The 22,405-nt window shown below is 64.9% G+C and carries 10 protein-coding genes; 6 read left to right on the top strand and 4 right to left on the bottom strand.

Translation table 11 applies throughout. The features are described from left to right. Positions 1-34 precede the first annotated feature (34 nt). The 3 genes from ABXH26_RS02335 (at position 35) to ABXH26_RS02325 (ending at position 7,665) form a co-directional block, all read left to right on the top strand. Entirely contained in the window at positions 35-2,758 is a 2,724-nt protein-coding gene (locus ABXH26_RS02335; RefSeq protein ID WP_353565422.1) for a DEAD/DEAH box helicase, read from the top strand. 163 nt (positions 2,759-2,921) lie between these two features. Further along, entirely contained in the window at positions 2,922-6,257 is a 3,336-nt protein-coding gene (locus tag ABXH26_RS02330) for a DEAD/DEAH box helicase (protein WP_353565421.1), read from the top strand. A 133-nt stretch (positions 6,258-6,390) separates the two neighbouring features. Beyond that, positions 6,391-7,665, top strand: a complete 1,275-nt coding sequence (locus ABXH26_RS02325; protein ID WP_353565420.1) for a DUF7309 domain-containing protein — start codon at positions 6,391-6,393, stop codon at positions 7,663-7,665. A gap of 117 nt (positions 7,666-7,782) precedes the next feature. On the opposite strand, the gene glpK is transcribed toward ABXH26_RS02325, so the two are convergent. Beyond that, positions 7,783-9,231: a glycerol kinase GlpK gene (gene glpK / locus ABXH26_RS02320; RefSeq protein WP_353565419.1), complete on the bottom strand. Its 1,449-nt coding sequence runs from the start codon at positions 9,229-9,231 to the stop codon at positions 7,783-7,785. Between the two features lie 106 nt (positions 9,232-9,337). Between glpK and ABXH26_RS02315 the strand changes: the two genes are divergently transcribed. The 3 genes from ABXH26_RS02315 (at position 9,338) to ABXH26_RS02305 (ending at position 14,367) form a co-directional block, all read left to right on the top strand. After that, on the top strand, positions 9,338-12,460 hold the full coding sequence (locus ABXH26_RS02315) for a CARDB domain-containing protein (RefSeq protein WP_353565418.1): 3,123 nt from the start codon (positions 9,338-9,340) through the stop codon (positions 12,458-12,460). 540 nt (positions 12,461-13,000) lie between these two features. Further along, positions 13,001-13,858: a D-hexose-6-phosphate mutarotase gene (locus ABXH26_RS02310; protein ID WP_353565417.1), complete on the top strand. Its 858-nt coding sequence runs from the start codon at positions 13,001-13,003 to the stop codon at positions 13,856-13,858. Between the two features lie 314 nt (positions 13,859-14,172). Then, positions 14,173-14,367: a CsbD family protein gene (locus ABXH26_RS02305; RefSeq protein WP_353565416.1), complete on the top strand. Its 195-nt coding sequence runs from the start codon at positions 14,173-14,175 to the stop codon at positions 14,365-14,367. Positions 14,368-14,454: 87 nt separating this feature from the next. Here ABXH26_RS02305 and ABXH26_RS02300 read toward each other — a convergent pair whose 3' ends face one another. The 3 genes from ABXH26_RS02300 to ABXH26_RS02290 form a co-directional block, all read right to left on the bottom strand. Next, the gene (locus ABXH26_RS02300; protein ID WP_353565415.1) at positions 14,455-16,245 is read right to left on the bottom strand and encodes an SLC13 family permease; all 1,791 of its coding nucleotides are present in this window, start codon (positions 16,243-16,245) and stop codon (positions 14,455-14,457) included. Between the two features lie 103 nt (positions 16,246-16,348). Beyond that, the gene (locus ABXH26_RS02295; protein WP_353565414.1) at positions 16,349-18,106 is read right to left on the bottom strand and encodes a chloride channel protein; all 1,758 of its coding nucleotides are present in this window, start codon (positions 18,104-18,106) and stop codon (positions 16,349-16,351) included. Positions 18,107-18,222: 116 nt separating this feature from the next. Then, positions 18,223-22,341 carry a lamin tail domain-containing protein gene (locus ABXH26_RS02290; RefSeq protein WP_353565413.1) on the bottom strand — a complete coding sequence of 1,373 codons (4,119 nt, stop codon included), beginning with the start codon at positions 22,339-22,341 and terminating at the stop codon, positions 18,223-18,225. Between the last annotated feature and the right edge of the window lie 64 nt (positions 22,342-22,405).

Below are 22,405 nucleotides of genomic sequence, written 5' to 3'. Positions count from 1 at the left end.
CCGGACGCCGGGGCGCTATCCCGTCGCCCCACCCGTGCCCGAGACCGACGACATCCGCAACCACCTCGCCTCCTCCGCCTGGACGGAGCGCTTCGAGGACGAAGTTCTGCTCGTCGCCAGCAAGCTGAAGGGCAAGGTCCGCGCCCTCAAGGGTGCCTGGGAAAACGACCAGTTCATCCTCAGCGCCGAAGTTGCCGGCGAGCCCTGCGAAATCATCCACTGGCAGGAAAACGGCGTCTGGGCCTTCGAAACCGAGTGCCCCTGCGACATCCGCACCTTCTGCCCCCACGCCGCCGCCACCCTCCTCGTCGCCAGCAAGCCCGCCAAACTCCGCGACCTCCTCGCCGAACGGAGCGCCGGTCTCCAGACCGGCATCCTCCCCGCCGCCGCCCCAGCGGCGCAAGATCCCTCATCTGCCATCTACCATCCACCATCTTTCCATCTAAGAGTAACCCGCGAACCCACCGACTCCAAAGTCGTCCGTCTCCTTCTCCAGGCCCTCAAGATCCCCGACACCGGCGAATGGGTCGTCGCCCGCCCCGAAGCCATCTACGGCGGGCACCGTATTTCCCTCTCCGGCAAACCCGGCCTGCGCGAACACCCGCTGCCCGACGGCTCCGTCCTCCTCCGGGACCCCGCCGCGGAAATGAACGCGATCCTCCAGCTCCAGCAAGCCGGCCTCGCCTCCCTCGGCTCCCACGCCCAGTTCCGCTTCCTCCTCGCGCTCGAAAAAAATCGCCCATCTTCAATCGAAAACCGGCAATCCGCCGCCCTCTGGTTCCCCAACCCCGGCCACGGCACGCTCGACCAATTCTGGCCCTGGCTCCGCGCCACCGGCGTCGCCCAGCTCGAAGCCCAGGGCTGGTCGGTCAGCTTCGACACCGACGTCGGCCACGAAGTCATCGTGCTCGATCCCGACGCGTTCAAATACGTCCTCGAAGATGACGGCACCGGCTGGTTCCACCTCTCCGTCGGCTTCGATGTCAACGGCTCCCAGCTCGACCTCCTGCCCATCCTCGCCCAGCTCCTCGACCGCGGGGCCACCGAGATCACCCTCGAGTTTCCCGCCGAGGGCAGCTTCCTGCACCACCTCGACGACGGCCGCGCGCTCCAGCTCCCCGCCGACCGCATCCGCCGCATCCTCAAGCAATTCTCCGCACTCCTCGACCCCCGCCGTTTCAAAGGCTCCAAGCTCAAGCTTCACCCCCTCGACGCCGCCACCCTCGCCCACCACGACCCCGAAAAGTTCAATCCACCCCCCAAGCTTGAACAGCTCATCCAGTCCCTCAGCTCACCGCTGAAAACTGAACACTTGAGACTTGAAACTCCCGCCAGCCTCCAGGCGGAGCTTCGAGACTATCAGAAAGACGGCTTCCACTGGATGCAGTTCCTCACAAGGCATAATTTGCACGGCATCCTCGCCGACGACATGGGCCTTGGTAAAACCATGCAGACGCTGGCCCACATCCTCGCGGAAAAGGAAGCAGGCCGCATGGATCGACGACCCGCACTCGTTGTCGCTCCGACCTCGGTGGTCCCGAACTGGCTCGCCGAGGCGAAAAAGTTCGCCCCCTCGCTCCGCCCGCTCGTCCTCGAGGGTCCTCAGCGGAAAAAATACTTCCGCTCCATTCCCTACGCCGACCTCGTCCTCACGTCCTACGCGCTGCTCCAGCGGGACATCGAGAAACTACGAAGCTTCCAGTACCACCTCGTCATCCTCGACGAGGCCCAATACATCAAGAACCCCGCCGCCAAGGTTGCCAAGGCCGCCTGCGAGCTCGACGGCCGCCACCGCCTCTGCCTTTCCGGCACGCCCGTCGAAAACCACCTGGGCGAACTCTGGAGCCAGATGCGTTTCCTCATGCCCGGCTTTCTCGGCGGCCAGGAGGACTTCAACCGCCGCTTCCGCAAGCCGATCGAAAACGAAGGCAACGAGGAAAGGCAGCGCGCCCTGAAAAACCGCGTCGCCCCGCTCATCCTCCGCCGCACCAAGGACCAGGTCGCCAAGGAACTTCCGCCGAAAACCATCCTCGTCCATCCCGTCGAACTCAACACCGCGCAAAAGGACCTCTACGAAACCGTCCGCGCCACCATGGACAAGCGCGTCCGGCAGGCCATCGCGATCAAGGGACTCGAAGGTTCGCGCATGTTGTTTTTGGAAGCCCTGCTCAAGCTCCGCCAGATCTGCTGCGAGCCGAAGCTGCTCAAGTTCGAGAACGAGTCGAAGCTCGAAGCCGACGCCGCCGGCTCCGCCAAGCTCGACTACTTGGCCGACCTTCTCGACACCCTCGTCGAGGAAGGCCGCCGCATCCTGCTCTTCTCGCAGTTCACCAGCATGCTCGACATCATCGCCGCGCACCTCCAGCAGCGAAAGATCCGCTACCTCATGCTGACCGGCGGATCCAAAAACCGCGGCGAGTTGGTCGAGCGCTTCCAAACCGGCGAGATCCCGCTTTTCCTCATCTCCCTCAAAGCCGGCGGCACCGGCCTCAACCTGACCGCCGCCGACACCGTCATCCACTACGACCCCTGGTGGAACCCAGCCGCTGAAGCGCAGGCCACCGACCGCGCCTACCGCATCGGCCAGAAGAACCCCGTCTTCGTCCACAAGCTCATCTGCCAGGGCACCGTCGAGGAGCGCATCCACCAGCTCCAACAAAAGAAGAGCGAACTCGCCGACGCCCTCCTCGCCGACGCCGCCAAAGCCGCCGCGCCGGATGCGCAGCTGCTTTCGAACCTCCTCGCGCCGCTGGGATAAGGAGAAGGAGTTTTCAACTCCTTCATCTCCACCCAGCAAACCAAGGAGTTGAAAACTCCTTCTCCAAATTCAGAGATGAACATCAAGCAACTGATCGGCCGGAACAAGCTCCGGTCCCCGGCTCTTGGCAAGGCCGGCGCCATGGGCCAACCTCTCGCCACAGATGTCCTTGAGCCTCCCCGCACCTATCCAGCATTGGATCGCCGCCAAAGGTTGGCGGGATTCGTTCGACCTCAAAGCCATCCGCCGCGGGCTCGGCTATGCCGACTCGCCGCGCATCTCGAAGCTATCCGTCTCACCTGCGGGAGATTCCGAGATCTTGATCCAGGCATCCGTCAAAGGAACCGCGCGCACTCCCTACCAAGTCGAAATCGAGATCTACACCATCGGCTCCGAACTTCACGGTTCGTCGGAGTGCAGTTGCCCGGTCGGCTCGCAGTGCAAGCACGGCGCGGCGATCCTCGAGTATCTTTCCAAGCAGAAGGCTTCGGCCTCAGAAAAACAGGCACCCGCGCCGAAGCTCCCGTCGGAGGTTTCGAACTGGCTCAGACTGCTGGAAGTGGAGAGCGGCAACGTCCACCGGAACCCCGCCACCAACTACGATTTCCTCGCCTACTGCATCGAGCCGCCATCGATCTACGACAGCTCCCGTAGTCCGGTGCTGGAGCTGCGCAAGGCGTCCGAAAGCCCCCGCAACGGCCTTCGAGTGACGAACACCCGCGCCCGCGCGGACGCCTCTTCACCCGCCGCCTACTTCGCGCCTGAAGACATCCCGCTGGTTGCCATCTACCAGGCGTTCGCAAAAAACAGCTACCAAACTCCTCAACTTCGCGGCGCGGCGTGGACATCCCTTTTGGCGAACGCTCTGGAGCGGGGTCGGCTTTTCTTCGGCAGCGCGGAAACCGCCTACATCCCGCTCACGGCAGGCCCGGCGCGCAAGGTCTCACCGGTCTGGTCAGAGACGCCGGATGGCGACGCCCGCCCGGCGCTCGCGTTCGATGGAGATTCCCAAAGCGGCCTAATTTTCGTTCCCACCGAACCGCCGGCTTACGTCGACCCCCGACACGGGCTCTTCGGCCGGCTGGAATCCGAGCTTCCCGCCGCGACATTGGAGCGCTGGCAGAACGGCCCTCTCATCTCCGCGAACTCCCTGTCTCTCGTCGAGACTGCCGCCGCTCCACTGGCCTCCGCCGGTCTCCCCTCGCCGATCTCGCGGCCCACCGAGCAGCTTCCGCGGGTCGGTCCCACGCCACACCTTCGACTCGTCAATGCCAACATCGGCCCGCGCTACCGGCCCTTTAAATCGATCATCGGGCGGCTCCGCTTCACCTACCACCACTCGCCGGAACTCAAGCCCCTCACGAACAAGCAAAACCCGGAGACCGGCTGGGTTTGCGACGGCGTCCGCTATGTCACCGTGCGCGATCTCAAGACCGAGCGGCGCCTCGAAAAGAGCTTGAAATCTTGCGGCCTCGAAAGCCTCCGTGCGCTCTTCGGATCCTACGAAGTCACGCAAGAACACCAGCGCGACGTCACGGTCGCCGAGCCCTTTCCCTCTATCGAGGACGCCTGGTTCGGATTCCTGAATGACTATGCGGAGGACCTCCGGTCGAAGGGCTGGACGATCACCATCGATCCCGCCACCGGGTTGATCATCCACGATGTCTCTTCCTTTGTGCCCGCTCTCGAGGCCGAAACCGACCACGGAATCGATTGGTTCCGCTTCGACCTCCATGGCGAGTTGGGAGGGGAAAAGATTTCCCTCATCCCCTACATCGCCGAGGCGATCCATCGCGGCTTGCCCGATCTCGACTCGATAGAACTTCCGGAGTTCCTCGTCTTTCCCCATGAGAACCCCGAAAAGGGGTTTGTCCGCCTTCCCGCCCGGCCATTTCTCGAGCTGTGCCACCACGTCGCCCACCTTTTCCAAGGGCATTCTGGTTCCCCTCCTCGACTCGACCGACTTGCCGCCGCCGGCATCGCCCACACCTTGAAAATCGATGACTCGGAGACCACGCGTGCTCTAGCAGATTTCGGCCGCAAGCTTTCCGACATCAGGGGACTACCCGCCATCGCTCCACCGGCGAAACTTCAGGCCGAGCTGCGACCGTATCAGCTCGAAGGCTACCGCTGGCTCCGTTTCCTCGCCGATCACCGGCTTCATGGCATCCTTGCCGATGACATGGGGCTCGGCAAAACCGTCCAAACCCTCGCCTTCATCGCCGGCACCCTGCCTCCGAGAAAGGAACGGAAACCTTCGCTGGTGATCGCTCCCACCAGCGTCATCACCAACTGGGCCGCCGAGGCGGCGCGCTTCACCCCGGACCTCCGCACGCTGCTGCTCCACGGTCCCGAACGCAAGGGTCGCTTCGATCAAATTCCTACGGCAGACCTCGTACTTACGTCTTACCCTCTCCTCATCCGCGATCACGAAACGCTCGTCGCCCAGGACTGGCACGCGCTGATTCTCGACGAGGCGCAGTCGATCAAGAACCCCCGCACCGCCCTCGCCAAGAGTGCCTGCTCGCTGAAGGCCGACCACCGATTCTGCCTTTCCGGCACGCCGATGGAAAACCATCTCGGTGAACTCTGGAGCCTCATGCGCTTTCTCATGCCCGGCTTCCTCGGCGACAACGACACCTTCCGCGAAACCTACCGACGACCCATCGAGCGCGACCGGTCGCCACAGGCCCAGCTCGCGCTGAACCGACGCGTCGCCCCGCTCATCCTGCGCCGGACCAAGGACCAGGTTGCAACCGATCTCCCCGCCAAGACCGAAGTCGTCCATCACCTCGACCTCAGCCCTCGCGAGGCCGACCTCTACGAAGGCGTCCGCGCATTGATGGACAAGCGCGTCCGCGCGGCCATCGCCGAGCAAGGCCTCGGGCGCTCGCACATCATCGTCCTCGATGCGCTGCTCAAGCTGCGCCAGGTCTGCTGCCACCCCGCTCTCCTGAAGACGCCCGAAGCCGCTAAAATCAAGGACGCCACCAAGCTCGCCTTTCTTACCACCGATCTCCTGCCCACCTTGCTGGAGGAAAATCGACGCATCCTCCTCTTTTCGCAGTTCACCACGATGCTCGACCGCATCGCGGCTCATCTCGAAAAGCGCAAGGTTCCTTTCCTTCAACTCACCGGGCAAACCAAGAACCGCGCCGAGTTGGTAAAGCGGTTCCAGACCGGGGAGGTCCCCGTTTTCCTGATCTCGCTCAAAGCCGGGGGCACCGGGCTCAACCTCACCGCCGCCGATACCGTAATCCACTACGACCCGTGGTGGAATCCGGCCGCCGAAAACCAAGCCACCGACCGCGCCCATCGCATCGGCCAGACCAAACCGGTCTTCGTGCACAAACTCATCTGCCGCGGCACCATTGAGGATCGCATCCTCGACTTGCAGAAACACAAGGCCCGCCTCGTGGAATCGCTCCTTTCCGAAGAAACCACCGCGCTGAAGCTCGATTCGGAAACGCTGTCGCAACTCCTCGCCCCGTTGGGATAAGGAGAAGGAGTTCTCAACTCCTTCATTTGTGTCCCGATACCCGAGGAGTTGAAAACTCCTTCTCCCGATTCCAGGTCGCAATCTCTCGCTCTTCCCTCTTCCCAATTCCTCCGCCTCCCGCATCATCCCACCCATGAACTTCAACATGCCTTTCCCCCATGACTCGGATTCCGACGAGCCGGTGGTCCCCGAAATCCCCGCCGATCTACTGGCGGAGCTTTTCACCGCCGCCGCCGAGACGCTCAAGGTCCGGCCATGGGAACGCCTCAGCGACACCGACTGGTTCGCCATTGTCGATCCCGACAGCGGCGACACCCATGTGGTCGCCATCATGGGCGCGGCGAGGCAGTTCTACGCCGTGCATGTCTATCTTCCGCCGGAAGGCCTCCGCTTCTGGAACCATTTCCTCAACACAGGCGAGCCGGACATCACCTTGGGCCAGTACCAGCAGCGCATGGTGTCATGCGAGTTCGTCTCTTGGAACGAGGAGGACCTCGACGAGACGGACATGGCGCGCAACGAGGAGCACGACCCGAAGCTGGTGGTCGATGATCTCGACTCGTTCCTGTTCCGGTCCACCCTACCCGGCTGCGTCAACTGGCACCCGGACGAAGAGGAAGGCCGGAAGCTGCTCGACGCGTTGCGCCTCGTCCCGCGTTTCCTCAGCCAGAAGAAAGAACTCCCGCAGAAATGCTACGAATGCGAATTCGGTGAAATCCTGCCGTGGATTCCGTGTTATCGATTGCCGGATGGGAGCGATCGACGAGAGCCCGGCTCGTGGGAACTCACGACGATCCGATTTCCCGAGGCCGACATGCCCGAGACCTATCTCGCCGATGAACTTTTCGCCGCCCGCGTGGCAGGGCATCCGGTGAAAAAAGACAAGGCTTGGCAGATCGGCAGCTTCCAATTCGGCAAGGCGGTCATTTCAGACGGACGCCCGACCTGGCTGATGTTCAGTGGCGTCGGCGTCGAACCGGATGGCTTCGCCCTGGGTGTGCAGCTGCTGCCCGGCACCGACCCACCGGAACAGGGACTGCGGAGGTGCTTCCTGACCGCTGTCGAAGAAGCCGGCTACCTACCGAAAACCCTGAAAGTCGCTTCACCGCTGGCCCATCGCGTCTTCGCCGAGATCCCAGAGATCAGCGTGGTGATGGAAGACCAGCTGCCGCTGCTCGAAGAGATGCTCGGACATTTCATTTCGACTCATGATGGACTCGGTGGCGAGAACCCCTTCGACGGGCTTTCGCTCGAAGCGATCGAGCAGATTCAAGCTATCATGGGCAGCGCTCCTCACCTCAGCGAGATCACCCCGAGCGAGATGCAGGATCTGGTCGCGCGGATCTCAAGAATCGAAGGCGGTGCGGATTTCCTGCACTCCTTGTTCGGGGATGGTCGGCAACGATGAACTCTTTCTAATCGTCCCACGCCTCGCGGGTGCCTCCCGTCCCGCTTGTGGCGCACAGGCGTTCGAGTTATTAGGGGGAAACGAGGAGAAGGAGTTCTCAACCCCTTCCCCTGATTCCTATTCCCAGGCCTTCGCCCGCTCCACCGCCCGATCCCAGTCGCGCCACTTCGCCGCGGCGTCGATTTCCCGAGGCTCGAAGCGACGTTCCTCTTCCAGCATCGCCAAAATCTCGCGGCGATCTTTCCACATCCCGACGCCCAGCCCGGCGAGAAACGCAGCACCCATCGCCGTGGTCTCGATGTTTTTTGGCCGCACCACCGGTGCACTGCACAGGTCGGCCTGGATCTGCATCAGCAAGTCGTTCATCGTTGCGCCGCCATCGACCTTCAACTCCGCCATCCGATGGCCGGCGTCCCTTTCCATGCAGCGCACCAGCTCGCCGCTCTGGAAAGCGATGCTCTCCAGCGCCGCGCGGCACCAGTGCGCTTTGTTCACGCCGCGCGTCAGGCCGATCGCCAGGCCCCGCGCCTGCGGATCCCAATGTGGCGCGCCGAGGCCGGCGAAGGCGGGCACGATGACGAGGCCGTGGCTGTCCGCGACCGTCGCGGCCAGCTCGCCGACCTCCTCGGAGGTGGAAATGAGGCCCATCTCGTCGCGCAGCCACTGCACCAGCGCGCCGGCGATGAAGACCGAACCCTCCAGCGCGTACTCCGGCTTGCCGTCGATCCGCCAGGCCATGGTGGTGAGCAGGCGGTTGGCGGACATGACCGGCTTCGCGCCCGTGTGCATCAGCAGGAAACAACCGGTGCCGTAGGTGTTCTTCGCCATGCCCGGCTCGTAGCAGCCCTGTCCGAAAAGCGCCGCATGCTGGTCGCCGGCGATGCCCGCGATCGGGAGGCCGTCCGTCGTTTCGGCAATCAGGCCGGACGAATCGACGACCTCCGGCAGCACGGTTTTCGGAATGTCGAGGATCCGCAGGAGTTCGTCGTCCCAGCATTGCCGATGGATGTCGAAGAGTAGCGTGCGCGAGGCGTTGGTGGCATCCGTGAGGTGGTGCTTGCCGCCGGTGAGGTGCCAGACGAGCCAGGAGTCGACGGTGCCAAAGGCCAGCTCGCCGGCCTCGGCGCGTTGCCGGACGTTCGGCAGGTTCTCGAGCAGCCAGCGCAGCTTGGTGCCGGCGAAGTACGGGTCCAGCCGTAGTCCGGTGCGGCTGGCGAAAAGCCCGGCGTAGTCGGCGAGACCGCGGCACATGTCCGCCGTCCTTCGGTCCTGCCAGACGATCGCCGGATGGACCGCCTCGCCGGTTTCGCGGTCCCACAGCACGGTCGTCTCGCGCTGGTTGGTGATGCCGATCGCCCGCGCGCCGCCGGTTTTTTCGAGCACCTCGTCCATCACCGCGAGCTGCGAGTCGAGGATCTCGCGCGGGTCGTGCTCGACCCAGCCCGGCTTCGGGTAGTGCTGCGGAAACTCGCGCTGGGCGGAGGCGACGACCTTTCCGTCGGCGTTCACCGCGATCGCCCGCGAGCTGGTGGTGCCTTGATCGAGGGCAAGAATCACATCCTTCATCGTCCGTCATCCTCGGCGAGCCGGAGCCCTCAGGCAACCTTCCGCTCGTTGTCACGGGACTCGAATTGCCTTGCTGTCCCTTCGATTCTTGTCCTGTGATGGAGTCATGATCACGTCCTCCGCCCCTCACGGACTGCCGGCGATCGCCGCCCTGGCCGCCTTCTGCCTGGCGTCCCCCGGCCTGGCCGAGTTCGACCTCGCTGAAGGCGGTTCGACTTTTCACGACATCGGCGGCCTGACCTACGGCCGGGGGTCGGGTTTCGACTTCCTCCACCATGTCAAGAATGTGGGAGATGAGGAAGCTCCGCCCGCCATCGTGGAATACTATCTCTCCCTCAACACCGTGGTCGATGCCGGGGATTACTTTCTCGGTGGTGTGGAGCTGGAAAAAATCCCGCTCGCCACCGAAGAGCCGGACGGTATGGAAGTCATCGTCGACCTCGAGGTGCCGAACGATATCCCCGGCGGAATTTACCGTCTGGTGTGGAAAATCGATGCCGGCGAGGATGCCAAGGAGTCCAACGTCTCGAACAACTGGGGTATCTATCAGCACGACATCGAGATCATCGCGCCGACGCTGTTCAACCTCGCCGACGACTCGCCCGATCCCGGCCACGATGCCACCACGCTGAGCGCCGGCAGCACTTTCTACGCCCGCTCGACCGTCACCAACCTCGGCCCGCAGATCTCGTCGTCGTTCTCGGTGAACTGGGTGCTCAGCGACGACACCATCATCGGCGATGCCGACGACATCCTCCTGGCGACGATCTCGCAATCGCCGCTCTCGCCGCCGATCGCCGGCTTCAACCAGCCGCGCGTCATCAACCGCCACCTCACCATCCCTTCCAACACCGCACCGGGCAGCTACCGGGTCGGCTACCAGATTCTGGCACCCGGCGACTACCTGCAGAGCAACAACTCGATGCTGCTGCCCGGGACGATCACGCTCTACAACTCGACGCCCGGCCTCGTCGACCTCGGCCCCGCGCTGCTCCCGTTCTCCGGCGTTTCCAACGAGGCTCCCACCAACGCCGACCCCTTCGAGATCTTCGCCTTCGCCACCAACACCGGCGACACCGCCTCCGGCAGCTACACGATCCGCTACTACGCCTCGGCGGACAACACGCTGGACACCGACAAGGACACGCTGCTCATGACCTACGCCCAGCCGTCCCTCGCCCCGGGGGAAATGGACGATCTTCGCCGGACGGTCAACGCTTCACCCCTCACTCCCGGCACCACCTATCAGATCTTCATCCGCATCACGGATGGAAACGACGACTTCCCCACCAACAACATCTGGCGGGTCGGCGAGGTCACGCCCGTGGCAGGGCAGGATGTCGAACTACTAGGGAACTGGGAGTTGCTGGAAGAGAACGCCACCTCGTCGAGCGGGTATTTCCACTGCTACCCGGACGAAGTGGTGCGCTATCGTGGCTCGCTGCGTAACAACTCCGCCTCCACCGCCCGGGTGACCCTCTCCGCCACCTGGGATCACACCCACTCGTCCCGCAGCTACGTCGTTTCCATGGGCCCTTCGACCGACGTCCGCCTCTATGAGACGGCCTTCTCCGCCACCGATCCGGTGCCGCCGTGGAACGGCATCGGGAGCAGCCAGATCCTCATCCCGCCGGGCGAAACGAAGTTCGTCGATGTCGGCATCCCGCTCGGCGAACACAGCGGCGGTCTTTCGAACGACTACTACCGCTTCCCCGGCGGCCGGATCGACCCCTTCGGCGCCGTCTTCGGCTGGGCGACGGCGAACGAAAACTACAACGTCACGGTCAAGGCGACCGTCGTTTCCGGCACCGACATCGTACCTGCGAACAACAGCACCCAGCTCTTCGCCGGCCTCAACAAGTTCATCGACTACAACCTCGGGATGACGCAGTCGAACAACACCGCCTTCGTCAGCAACGTCACCCGCAACCCCAACGGCTCCGTCACCGTCTCGGTCGATGCCGACGTCTACGCCTTCCGCTACGATCCGAGCGGCGGGCGGAGTCCGGCCACCTCGCTGCGGCTCTACATCAATGACGCCCCCTACGGCACCGCGGTGCCCGTGCCCGCCATGCCGAGCGGCGAGACGAGCGAGATTTTTCCCGTGACCCTCACGGAAACGATCCCCTCCTCCTTCACCCCGGGGCTGTATGATCTCTCCGTGCGCCTCGCGGACGGCGGCGAGGCCCTCTGGGATGACCGACGCACCGTGGCGGGCGACTATTTCCTCGGCACCGAGGCCACGTCCGACCTCACCGACGGCGGCAGCGGCTTCCACGACGTGCCCGATACCATCCCCTTCTGGGCCGCCGGGCCGAGCGGTCCCCTGCTCGGCTTCCGCGTGACCAACACCGGCACCGCCGTGCCTCAAACCTCGGTCGTCCGCGTCTACCTCTCCGCCGACGCCAACCTCAATCCCGCCACCGACATCGCGGTCGGCTCCGGCCTCATCCCCACCCTCGCGGCGAACGGTCACGTGAACCTCGAAATCGAGATCGAGGCGCCGTCCGACACCCCCACCGGCGAGTACCATCTCGGCTGGATCCTCGACGCCGATGGCGACATCACCGAGGCCAGCGAGTCGAACAACACCGTCTTCCTCACCGGCTCCACCGTTTTCGTCGGAGAAACCGGGAACCTCCAGGCCGGCTCCAGCATCCCCCATCTGCCCGACGATCCCTGGGTGGCGGAGCCCGGCGGAACCATGCGCATCCTCGGCAGCATCGCCAACGAAGGCATCGCGGCCGGCTCTCACTTCGACCGCGTCCTGATCGCCGACGATGCCGCGTTTTCCAGCAACGTCATCGAGGTCCTCCAGATCGAGCGCGCCTCGGGGCGCCCGCTCAACAGCGACCAGCTCCTCGCCCTCGACGTGCCGATGCCGATCGGTCTCGCCCCGCGCACCACGCCGTATTTCCTCGGCTACCAGCTCGATGCCGGCCACCAGGTTGATGAGTCGGACGAGACCGACAACCTGATCGTCGCCGGCAGCTTTTACGTCATCGACCCCGCGCAGTTCCGCGTCATTGATGCCCGGAAGATCTCCGGCTCGATCTTTCATCTCCGCTGGAATGCGCGGCCCGACCGCAGCTACATCCTCCAGCGCAGCCAGTCGCTCGCCGGCGGCTGGACGAACTACGGCATCGCCATTCCCGGCGAATATCCCTCGATGAGCCGCAGCCTCAGCCAGTCCGGCGAGCGCTGGTTCTTCCGTGTTGTGGAGGAGTAGGAAAACCGCGCATCGAGGCGGCGGCGGCATCGGGGCGGCGGGCATCGACCGCCGGGCAGGGTCCTTGCAGCTTTGGCTCGTCGGCGGGCTGCTTCGAGTCCCCCGCAGCTCGGCTGCTCGCTGCAGCTCCCCTGCTCACCGAGCCCAGCGCTGCGGGGGACTCCGCGCTGCCGATCCCCATGAGGCGCGCTCACCCACCCTGCCCGGCGGTCGATGCCCGCCGCCCCCGCAGCTCGGCCGCTCGCTGCAGCTCGCCTGCTCACCGAGCCCAGCGCTGCGGGGGACTCCGCGCTGCCGATCCCCATCAGGCGCGCCTGCCCACCCTGCCCGGCGGTCGATGCCCGCCGCCCCGCAGCTCGGCCGCTCGCTGCAGCTCCCCTGCTCACCGAATCCAGCGCTGCGGGGAACTCCGCGCTGCCGATCCCGTGAGGCGCGCCTCACCCACCTGCCCGGCGGTCGATGCCGCCGCCCCGATGCTGACAGAGAATCACACGCTGCCGATTTGTGCCCTTCCGGAAGCGCAGCCAGTATCCCGCCTCAATGGAGCCTTTCCCCGAGCTTCCCCAATCCGTCCGGCTGACCGAGATCGCGCCCGGCTATCCGGTGCTGGAGGTCCGCCACCCCCGCTGCACCGCGCGGGTCGCCCTCCACGGCGCCCACGTGATGGAGTGGCAGCCGGTTTCTGCGGATTTCCCGGTGCTCTACCTCAGCCCGGATGCCATCTATCAAGAGGGAAAAGCCATCCGCGGCGGCATCCCGATCTGCTGGCCGTGGTTCAATGCCCACCCGAGCGATCCCTCCCAGCCCTCCCACGGCCACGCCCGCACCCACTTCTGGGAGCTCGATGCGGCCGATGCGGACCCTCTCGGCGTCCATCTCTGCCTCAGCTTCCAGCATGGCGACCTCACCGCCTTCGTCGACATCCTGCTCGGGGAAACGCTCGCCGTCTCCCTCCACACGACCAATCACGGAAACCATCCGGTGCCCCTCTCCGGCGCGCTCCACACCTACCTCGCGGTGGCCGCGGCGGAAAAGGTGCAAATCGACGGCCTCGACGGCGACCTGTATCTCGACACCGTCGGGCCCCGCACCGAGCGCATCCAGGAGGGCCTGGTGTTCTTCGACCGCGAGGTCGATCGGATCTACGAGAACGACAGTAGCGCCCTCCTCGTCGATGCCGACCTCGAACGGGTCGTGGTGGTCGAAAAGGAGGGCAGCCCCTCGACGGTGATCTGGAACCCGTGGATCGACAAAGCCCGGGCACTCGGCGACCTGCCCGACGACGGCTGGCGCGACTTCGTCTGCATCGAGGCCGCTATCGCCAACGACCGTGCCATCATCCTCGCCCCCGGCGGCAGCCACACGCTCACCACCACCATCCGGGTTGAGGACCACTGAGGAAACCGCGAGATGACGCGAATGGCCACGAATCCTCGGGAGGACGCGGAGGCAGCCGGGAGCTCGAAGGCTGAAAGCCTGACACGGGCGTCACGAGGAATCGACCGCCCTGCCGCATCGATGCTGAAAATGCCTGCCCAACCGTGCGATTCGCCCCATTTGGGGGAAATCCTGACTTATCAAAAAGCCCACAAGCTCAACAACCACGGGAAAACCGCCTCCTCGGCGCTTTCGGCATCCGTTTTGCGAAATGGAAACCATCGGTGGGTTCTTCGACTTTCGAAGAACCACCTCAACTCAAACCACGCAAAACCATGAACAAGCTCCAAGTTAAAGGAAACTGGAACGTCGCCAAGGGCCGCCTCAAACAGAAGTGGGGCCAGCTTACCGATGACGACCTCGATTATGCCGAGGGCGCCGAAGAAGAACTGGTCGGACGCATTCAGAAGCGCACCGGCGAATCCCGCGAAGCCGTCGAGCGGGCGATCGACGACGCCAGCCGCGACTAAGTCGACAGACGGCTTTCCCAAGACACCCGGGCAACCGCCCGGGTGTTTGCGTTTCGGAGCGCCGGCTTCAGCCGGCCCGCCCTCATCTCAAAACGGCCAGAACCTCGGGATCAACAAAACGGCGATGATCCACATCAGCAGATTGAGGGGCAGGCCGATTTTGACGAAGTCCTGGAATCGATATCCTCCCGCGCCATAGACATAAGTGTTCGTCTGGTAGCCGATCGGGGTAAGGAAGCTGGCGCTGGCTCCGAACATGATCGCGACGATGAAGGGCCGCGCATCGACATCGAGCGCACCGGCGATCGAGATCACCACCGGGGTGAGCAGGATGGCGACGGCGTTGTTGGTAACAACCTCGGTGAGCAGTGAGGATAGCAGATATATCGCCGCCAGAATGGCAAGCGGGCCGTAGGGCTCCATGGCCGCCACGGTGAGGCCGGCCAGCATTTCGGCTCCGCCGGTGACCTTCATGGCACGACCGATCCCGAGCATGCCGTAGATGAGGAAAAGGATGTTCCACTCGATGCTGTCGTAGGCCTCACTCAGGTCGATGCAGCGGGTGAGGATCGCAGCCACGGCCCCGACCAGGACCGCGGCGGTGATGGAGACCAGCCCGGTGGCGGCGGCGAGCACGACCGCGAGCAGAATGCCGGTGGCGAGCAGCACGCGGGATTTCCGCACGGCGGCGACCGAGGTCTCGTTGAGGCTGAGGAAATCGTCCTCGCGCTGGAGCCGGAGCAGGTTGTGGACGGGACCTTCGAGCAGCAGGGTGTCGCCGAAGGCCAGGCGGATGTCCTGGTAGGTTTGCGAAAGGTTCATGCCCCGGCGATGGACGGCGGCGACGACCACGCCGAACTTCCGCCGCACGCCGGACTCGCGGATCGAGCGCCCGATCAGCGAGCTGCGCGGGCCGATGATGGCCTCGACGGTCTTGACTTCCTCTTCTTCCGCATCCGGGTCGCCCACCATTTCATGGACCATCTGCACGCCCTTCGTTTCGCGGATCTGGGCGAGCATCTTGGGAGTGGCACGGAACCACAGGATGTCGCGCTCCTGAAGGACGAGGGCGTCGAGCGGGATGTCCTCGACCCGTCGGCCGTGGCGGGCGACCTCATAGACGATCGTGCGATGTTTCTCGGAAAAGAGCGGCGACTCGATCAGGCGCTCGCCGGCCAGCGGGGAGCCCTCGGTGATTTCCACCGCGCTGCAGAACTGTCGGGTATCCTCCGCATCGAGCAGGCTGCTGACGGTGTCGCGGTCCGGCAACAGGTGACGGCCGACGAAGTAGAGATAGAGGAAACCGATGACGGCATAGATGGCGCCGAGGCCGGTGATTTCGAAGATGCCGAAGGGCGGCTGGTCGTAGGCCTTGGCGACGCCGGCGACCAGCAGATTGGTGGAGGTGCCGATGAGGGTGGTGGTGCCGCCGAGGATGCTGAGGAAGGACAGCGGGATGAGCAGCTTGCTGGCGCGCATGCCGGAGCGGCGGCAGAAGGCCATGATGACGGGCAGGAAAACGACGACCACCGGGGTGTTGTTGAGAAAGCCGGAGAGCGGGACCACGATCAGGGCCAGCACCAGCAGCACGCGGGTGATCGAGGTGCCGGCCCAGCGGATGAAGCGGTCGGCAATCCAGTCGATCGCGCCGGTGCGGGTCAGCGCGCCGGCGAGCACGAACATGGCGCCGATGGTCAGCGGGGCGGAGTTCGAGAACACGCCGGAGATTTCCTTTTCCCCGAGGATCCCGGCAGCGATGAGGACCGCCATGCCGGCCAGCGCGGCCAGCTCGGTGGGCAGCCATTCGCGGATGAAGCAGACGAAGACCGCGGCGAGGACGCCGAAGGTGAGCCAGAGTTGGAAATGGGAGGCATCCATGCGGTGCCTCACCCAATCGGCGAGGTGGGGAGGGAATCAAGAGGAAGCACAGCGGGCCTTGCCGTGCAGGCGGTCGCTCGGGCGGGCGGCTTGCCGGCCCTCCCTAGACCTCCTCCGCGGCATTCTGCTGGCGGGCGATGTCGTTGAGCGTGAGCCAGCCGAGGAGCTTTCTGGGATCCGCGGCGCTGACCACGGGGACTTGCTGGATGTCGCGGGCGATCATGCGGTTGGCGGCATCGCGGATGGAGGTTTCGATGGTCACGCTGGTCAGGCGCTGGCCTTCCATCAGCTCCGACACGGCGGCGGTGTCGGGATTTTCCTCCAGCTCGTGGAGGGTGATCACGCCGCGCAGTTCACCCTCCGGTCCCGCCACCGGATAGGCGTGGAAGCGCTTGGATTCCTTGGTGATCCGCTTGACGGCGGAGGCGGTGGATTCGCCGGCCTGGATGACAAAGGGTTCGTGGCTCATGATCACCTTGACCGGCAGCTTGCGGTAATCCTGCGCGCCGCGGTAGGCGGGCATGCGGCGCAGCGTCACGCCGTCCTGCAGCAGCAGCGCGTTGTAGATGCTGACCGGTTGCAGCTTTTTGGCGATCTGCCAGGCGAGCATGTTGCCCGCCATGAGGGGCAGGATCAGCGAGTAGTTGCCGGTCATTTCAAAAATAATGATCAGCGAGGTGAAAGGACAGCGCACGACGGCCGCGAACATGGCACCCATGCCGAGCAGCACGCAGCCGCCGATGACCTTGTCGTCGGTGGGGAACATCGGGATCCAGTCGCCGAGGTGCTGGAGGTCGGCCAGGCCCGCGCCAATCAGGCCGCCGAGCATGCCGCCGAAGTAGAGGGTGGGTGAAAACAATCCGCCGGAGCCGCCGCTGGCGTAGTTGAGGATGACGGTGAGAAACTTCATCACCAGCAGCGTGGCGAGGATGCCGACGGTAAGGCGGTCCTCGAACGCGGCGACCAGGCCGTCGTAGCCGATGCTGAACACCGAGTGGTTGGCATCGCCCATGTGCTGGGTGATGAAATATGCCGTCAGGCCGAGGATGCCGCAGGCGAGCCCGCCGATGGCCGGCCGCATCCACGAGGGCAGGAAGCGGCGCTCGTTGAAGAACTCCCGCAGGGTGAGCGTGCCCCAGACGAAGGCGTGCCCGATCAGGCCCGAGGCCAGACCGACCGGCAGGGCGACAAGCATCCACCACGAGGTTTCGAAATCGCCGATCTTGCCCGTGAGCACCGGGTCCTCGCCCAGCAGGGTGCGGGAAACGGCGGCCGCCAGCACCACCGCGACCACCATGCCGCCGAGGGCCTTCATCGAGAAGTTATCGAGCAGCTCCTCGAACACGAAGGTCAGCGCGGATAGCGGCGCATTGAAGGCGGCGGCGATGCCCGCAGCCATGCCGACGGGTGCCATCGACTGCACGCGGGTGGGATCGCGGAAAGCCCAGCGGCCGATGCGCGAAGTGATGGCGGTGCTGATGTGGACGGTCGGGCCCTCGCGACCGAGCGCGTTGCCGAGGCCGACGTAAAGCGCACCGAGAAAGAACCGCCACACGCCGGTGCGGCTGGAGATTTTACCGCCCTTGTTGTAGTAGGCGGCCTTGGTCTGCGGGATGCCGCTGCCCGCCGCATTGGGCGCGAAAAACCGGACCCCCACGCCGACCGCGAGGCCCGCCAGGGTGGGCGCGCCGAGCATCATGGCGATGAAGCCCGGCTTCGGCTGCGAGTGCGCCGTTTCCCACAGCCAGTCGAACATGTGGTGGATGGTCAGGTGGAAGGCCACCGCCGCCAGCCCGCACAGCAGGCCGCCCACCACGCACAAGACGAGGAAACGCTGCTCGTCGCTCAGCTTGCTTCTCATCCAGTCGGGCAAGCTGGCGCGCGTCTTTTCGTCACTCATGGGCAGGTCCGAGCCCGTAACACGCCCGGCCGCGCTTGGCCAGTGGTGATCTGATTTTCCCGGAAACCCGCTACAAATCAGGGTTCCACGACCTTCAGCCGGAGGAACTCGGGCCCGCCCGCGAGCGCGACACCGGACCGCACCACCACCGCGTCGAAGCCATCGCCCAGATCGGATCGGGAAATCTCAATCCCGCCCGCGGGCGCCCAGCTGCCGAGATCCTCCGAGCGCTCGACCGAGTAGGCGAGGTTCTCCGAGCCATTCCGCTGGCGGAAACCCAGCGCCAGGTAGTCCTCGCCGCCATCGCTCACCACGCTGCCCACCACCGTACCGGAGGCGTCGGAAACGGTGGCCGTGGTCCCAAGCGCGAACTCGAGCAGGTTCGCCAGTCCGTCATGATCCGGGTCGGCCTCCGGCCCCGAAATCGCCGGATCGGCCAGCTCCGCCGCACTGAACTGGCCGGCACTCCATGCGGCGAAGGTCAGGGCCTCGCCCGCGCCCGGCGTGCCATGGACCATCGCGCCCGCCTGCCAGCTCTCCGGCAGCGCGGGATCCGGATGCGAGGTGGGATCCACCAGCACCAGCGACACGCCTCCGCCGTCCGGTTCGGTCGGCCACGGATCGCCATCATCATAGGAAAACCCGATCACCGGCGTGGTCAGCGCATAGGAGACCTCGAGCGCCTCGCCGCTGTTGCTGAGGGCTCCGCCATACTCACCCGCGACCGGCAGGCCGCTGCCATAGCGCGCCTCGAAGGCGGCGAGGTTGCTCACGATCACCAGCCGTCCGCCGGGCGCCAGCGTGGTGATCGCCGCTGCGGAAAAGTCGAACTCGATCCCATCCGTGAACGACAGCGCCGACAGATCGAGCGTCTCCGTTTCCGAAACATTCAGCAGCTCGAGGAACTCGAACTCGCCATCGTTGTCCGCCACCAGCAACTCGTCCCCCGTCGGATCCGCGGGGTGATACATGATCTCGGACACCACCAGGTTCTCCGCCAGCAGGTCGACATCCGCCCCGCTGGCCGTGAACTCGACCGGGTCCGACCAGTGGCTCGTCCGCCCGCTGGTATCGACGTGCTGCACCCGCACCCGGTAGGTGTGGCCGGGCACCGCGATGCCGGCCGGCAGCGTGTAGTCCGCGGCGAAGGTGGTGAACGCATCCTCGTGCACCGTCTGGATTTCATAAAGCCGCGGCTGGCCGACCTCGAAATACCCCACTCCCGGCGCGGCGATTTCCGCGATCCGCCAACGCATGCCGGCGAAGGTTCCGTTGCCGTTCGGATCGGAAAACGCGCCGCTCTGGAAACTCAGCGCATCCACCGGATGCTCCGGATCCCCCGTGTCGGCGAGCGTCGGCGTCGCGGGGATCGAGGGATCCGCCGCCTCCGCCTTGAGATACTCAAATCCATACCCCGCCGGCACGCCGTTTCCCGCGGACCAGTTCGCGCCGGGATAGGTGTCCGTGAGGTAGTCGGTGATATGCCGAACGAATCCCTCGTGATCCTGCGATACCAGGGTGCGCACATAGTTTCCACCGAAACGTGAGTCGGTGTAGGGCGAGTAAAAGAAGTTCCCCTTGTGGTTGGTCTGCCCGAAGTGGCTGTCCGGGTCGCCGTTGGTACGAGGGTTGTAGTTCCAAAGGAAGGCGTCGAGGTCGGCCCAGGTGTCGGTCTGGCCGGTCGGATTCACGATCTGTGCGTATTCGTCGAGCAGCTGCCCGATCTGTCCGCCCACGGGCGAGGCGTCGGTCGCCATCAGATCGAGGATTTCCCGGCAGCGGTTGCGGAACTCGAGCGCGAGCTGAGGGTGGTTGAGGATCGAGTTCTGCTGCCGGATCACCCCGGCCTGGTGGGTTTCCGCGATGAACATCATGTCCAGGTCCCACGGCATCACCACCCAACGATCGGTGGTCGGCTCATGGTAGAAGTAATGATTGTAGCCGAAGCGGATATCCACATTGCCCGAGTAGCGGTTCATTGCCCGCATCGAGTAGTAATCCGGCATGTCCATATGGGTCCGCCACCACGCTTCGGTTTGCGCCGAGTTGGAGGCGTTGTGAAAGGACGTCCAATCCGATGAATCGGTGGTCTGCGTGTCTCCCTGCTCCTTCTTGTCGCCGTTGTCGCCCTCGATCTTGTAGACATTGCCATCGGCCAGCCCGCGGTCGTCGAGATAGGACCCGTTCGGTTGTTCGACCGCCAGATAGAGTCCCCACAGGTCGCCGTCATACGGGTCGAAGCGGTTCACCTCGTCCTCGGCATCGACCACGCGGAAGGAAAGGTAGTGGGTCCGCGGGCTCGGCACGCCGGCCAGCCCGTAGAGCCGGAACGAAACCGCTTCATCCAGCCCCGCCATGCCGCGGTTCACCGCGGCCCACGGCGAGGCGCAGGCATTGAGGTTCAGCTTGGTCCATTTCGACGCATACTTGCGGCCCCGGTCATCGCGCGCCTGCAATCTCCGCGCCCGGTTGAAATGGAAGCGCCACTTGTTTTTCCCGGCGACATAGGTCGAGCCCTCGCCGCGGTTCTCGAACTCCACGTGATCATAGACCACCCCGTCGTAAACCAGCGTCCCGGTCATGTGGACGCCATCGAAGCCACCATTGTACTGGGAGTTCGTCACATCCGTTTCATCGGCGATGAGTTGATACACCGGAAGATCATCCATCATCTCCGCGCCGAACCGACGGGTGCCGGAACCGGGCTTGAACGAACCCGTCCAATCGGGAAACGCGCCATACACGAACCAGGCGAAATTCGGCTGTTCGTCATCCGGATACGGCACCGTGAGCGGCGTCCCGTTGCCATCCTCGCAGATCACCCGGTAGCGCACGAGGCGGCGATGCGCCTGGACCGTGCCCGGCACCGTCGCCGTGTAGACGTCGTCCCCCGCCACCGCGTCGCCGCCGGTGCCGTCATCGGTCATCGGCAGCTCGGTCCATTCCGTCTCGTATGCGGGATCGGTCCGCCGGATGTAGTGCCCCGGCTCGACAACCTGGTAGCGCAGCGCGACCGCTCCCACGCCATCGGGGTCGGTGATTTTCGCGGTGACCACCACCGCCTCGCCCGGCGCCGGAGATTGAGGTGAGTGCTCCACCTGCCGAACCTGCGGCGGGACGACCGCGGAGAACGACGAGTTCGCCCTGCCAGGCGTGGGCTCTGCCGATGCGGCCAAGGCGTCCGGTGTCCGCAGCTCGGCATCGATCGAGAAATCCGAGCTGTCGGCCGCTTGGTTCAACGCATGAACCGCCAACACGTTGGTCCCGCCGAACAGGATCCGGTTCGTCTGCGGCAGGGTGATTTCTTCCCAGCCCGCCTCATGGTTCTCTCCGGTCGCGTCGTGGGCGAGCTCACCCGCCGGCGCATGCACCCGCGCAACTTCGGTGCCGTTGATCCATACCACCGCGCCGTCGTCCACGTAGATCCGCAAGGTCAGCGAGGACGGAATGTTCTGGGGATCGACCGTGAAGGTGTGCCGCAGATAAACCGTGGTATAACCGTAGCGCATGTCGGACAGCTCGGTGTTGTCATCCCCATCGCCATAGCCGATCGACGCCCGGCCGAGGAGCCAGCTCCCGTCTTCCGTGAAGGTCGTCCCGCGCCATTGATCGACGGGTGAGGAGGCTTCCGACCAGCCCTTGCGGAAATGCCAGCCGGTGCTGGCGGCGGGCACGTAGGTCACGTTTTCCGGCGGCACCGGCGGCGAGCCGGAGGTCCGCCAGGAACCGCCGAGGTCGTTGTCGAGCGCCGGATTCACCAGCTCCATCGAACCGCCACCACCGCGGGCGCCGGTCGGCCACGGAAAGCCGGCCTGGTAGCTGACTTCATCGATCACCGTCCCGGCCCCGTCCATCAGCGTCACGGTTTCTCCCTCGTTGCTGAGCCCCTTTTCCCAAGGACCCACGGCCGCGGCACCATGGACCGCGAGCAGCGTGGCCGGATCCTCCGCCACCACCAGGAAGCTGCCCGCAGGAATCGAGGTCCCGGCAGCGAAGGTGAAATCCACCGCGTCCGCCAGCTGCCATCCCGACAGATCGACCGCCGCGTCGCCCGTGTTCAGCAGCTCGACGAACTCCGCGCGGCTCGTTTCATCGGCGGGATCGTAGTGGATTTCATTGATCACCACCTGGCCGCCCGCCGGCAGAAGCGTGCCGGCGGCCAACAGGAGGAGCGGGTAAACGTGTCGGGGCGTCATGGCATTGGCAGGCGCCGGGGCCGGTGGCCGGCGCGGCGTCGGACGAGTCTCCTCGATCCCACCC

This window comes from Haloferula sargassicola (genome assembly GCF_040362925.1).
Classification (GTDB): Bacteria; Verrucomicrobiota; Verrucomicrobiia; order Verrucomicrobiales; family Akkermansiaceae; genus Haloferula; species Haloferula sargassicola.
The sequence above is the reverse complement of the archived record's forward strand: the minus strand, read 5'-3'. Positions and strand labels throughout refer to the sequence as shown.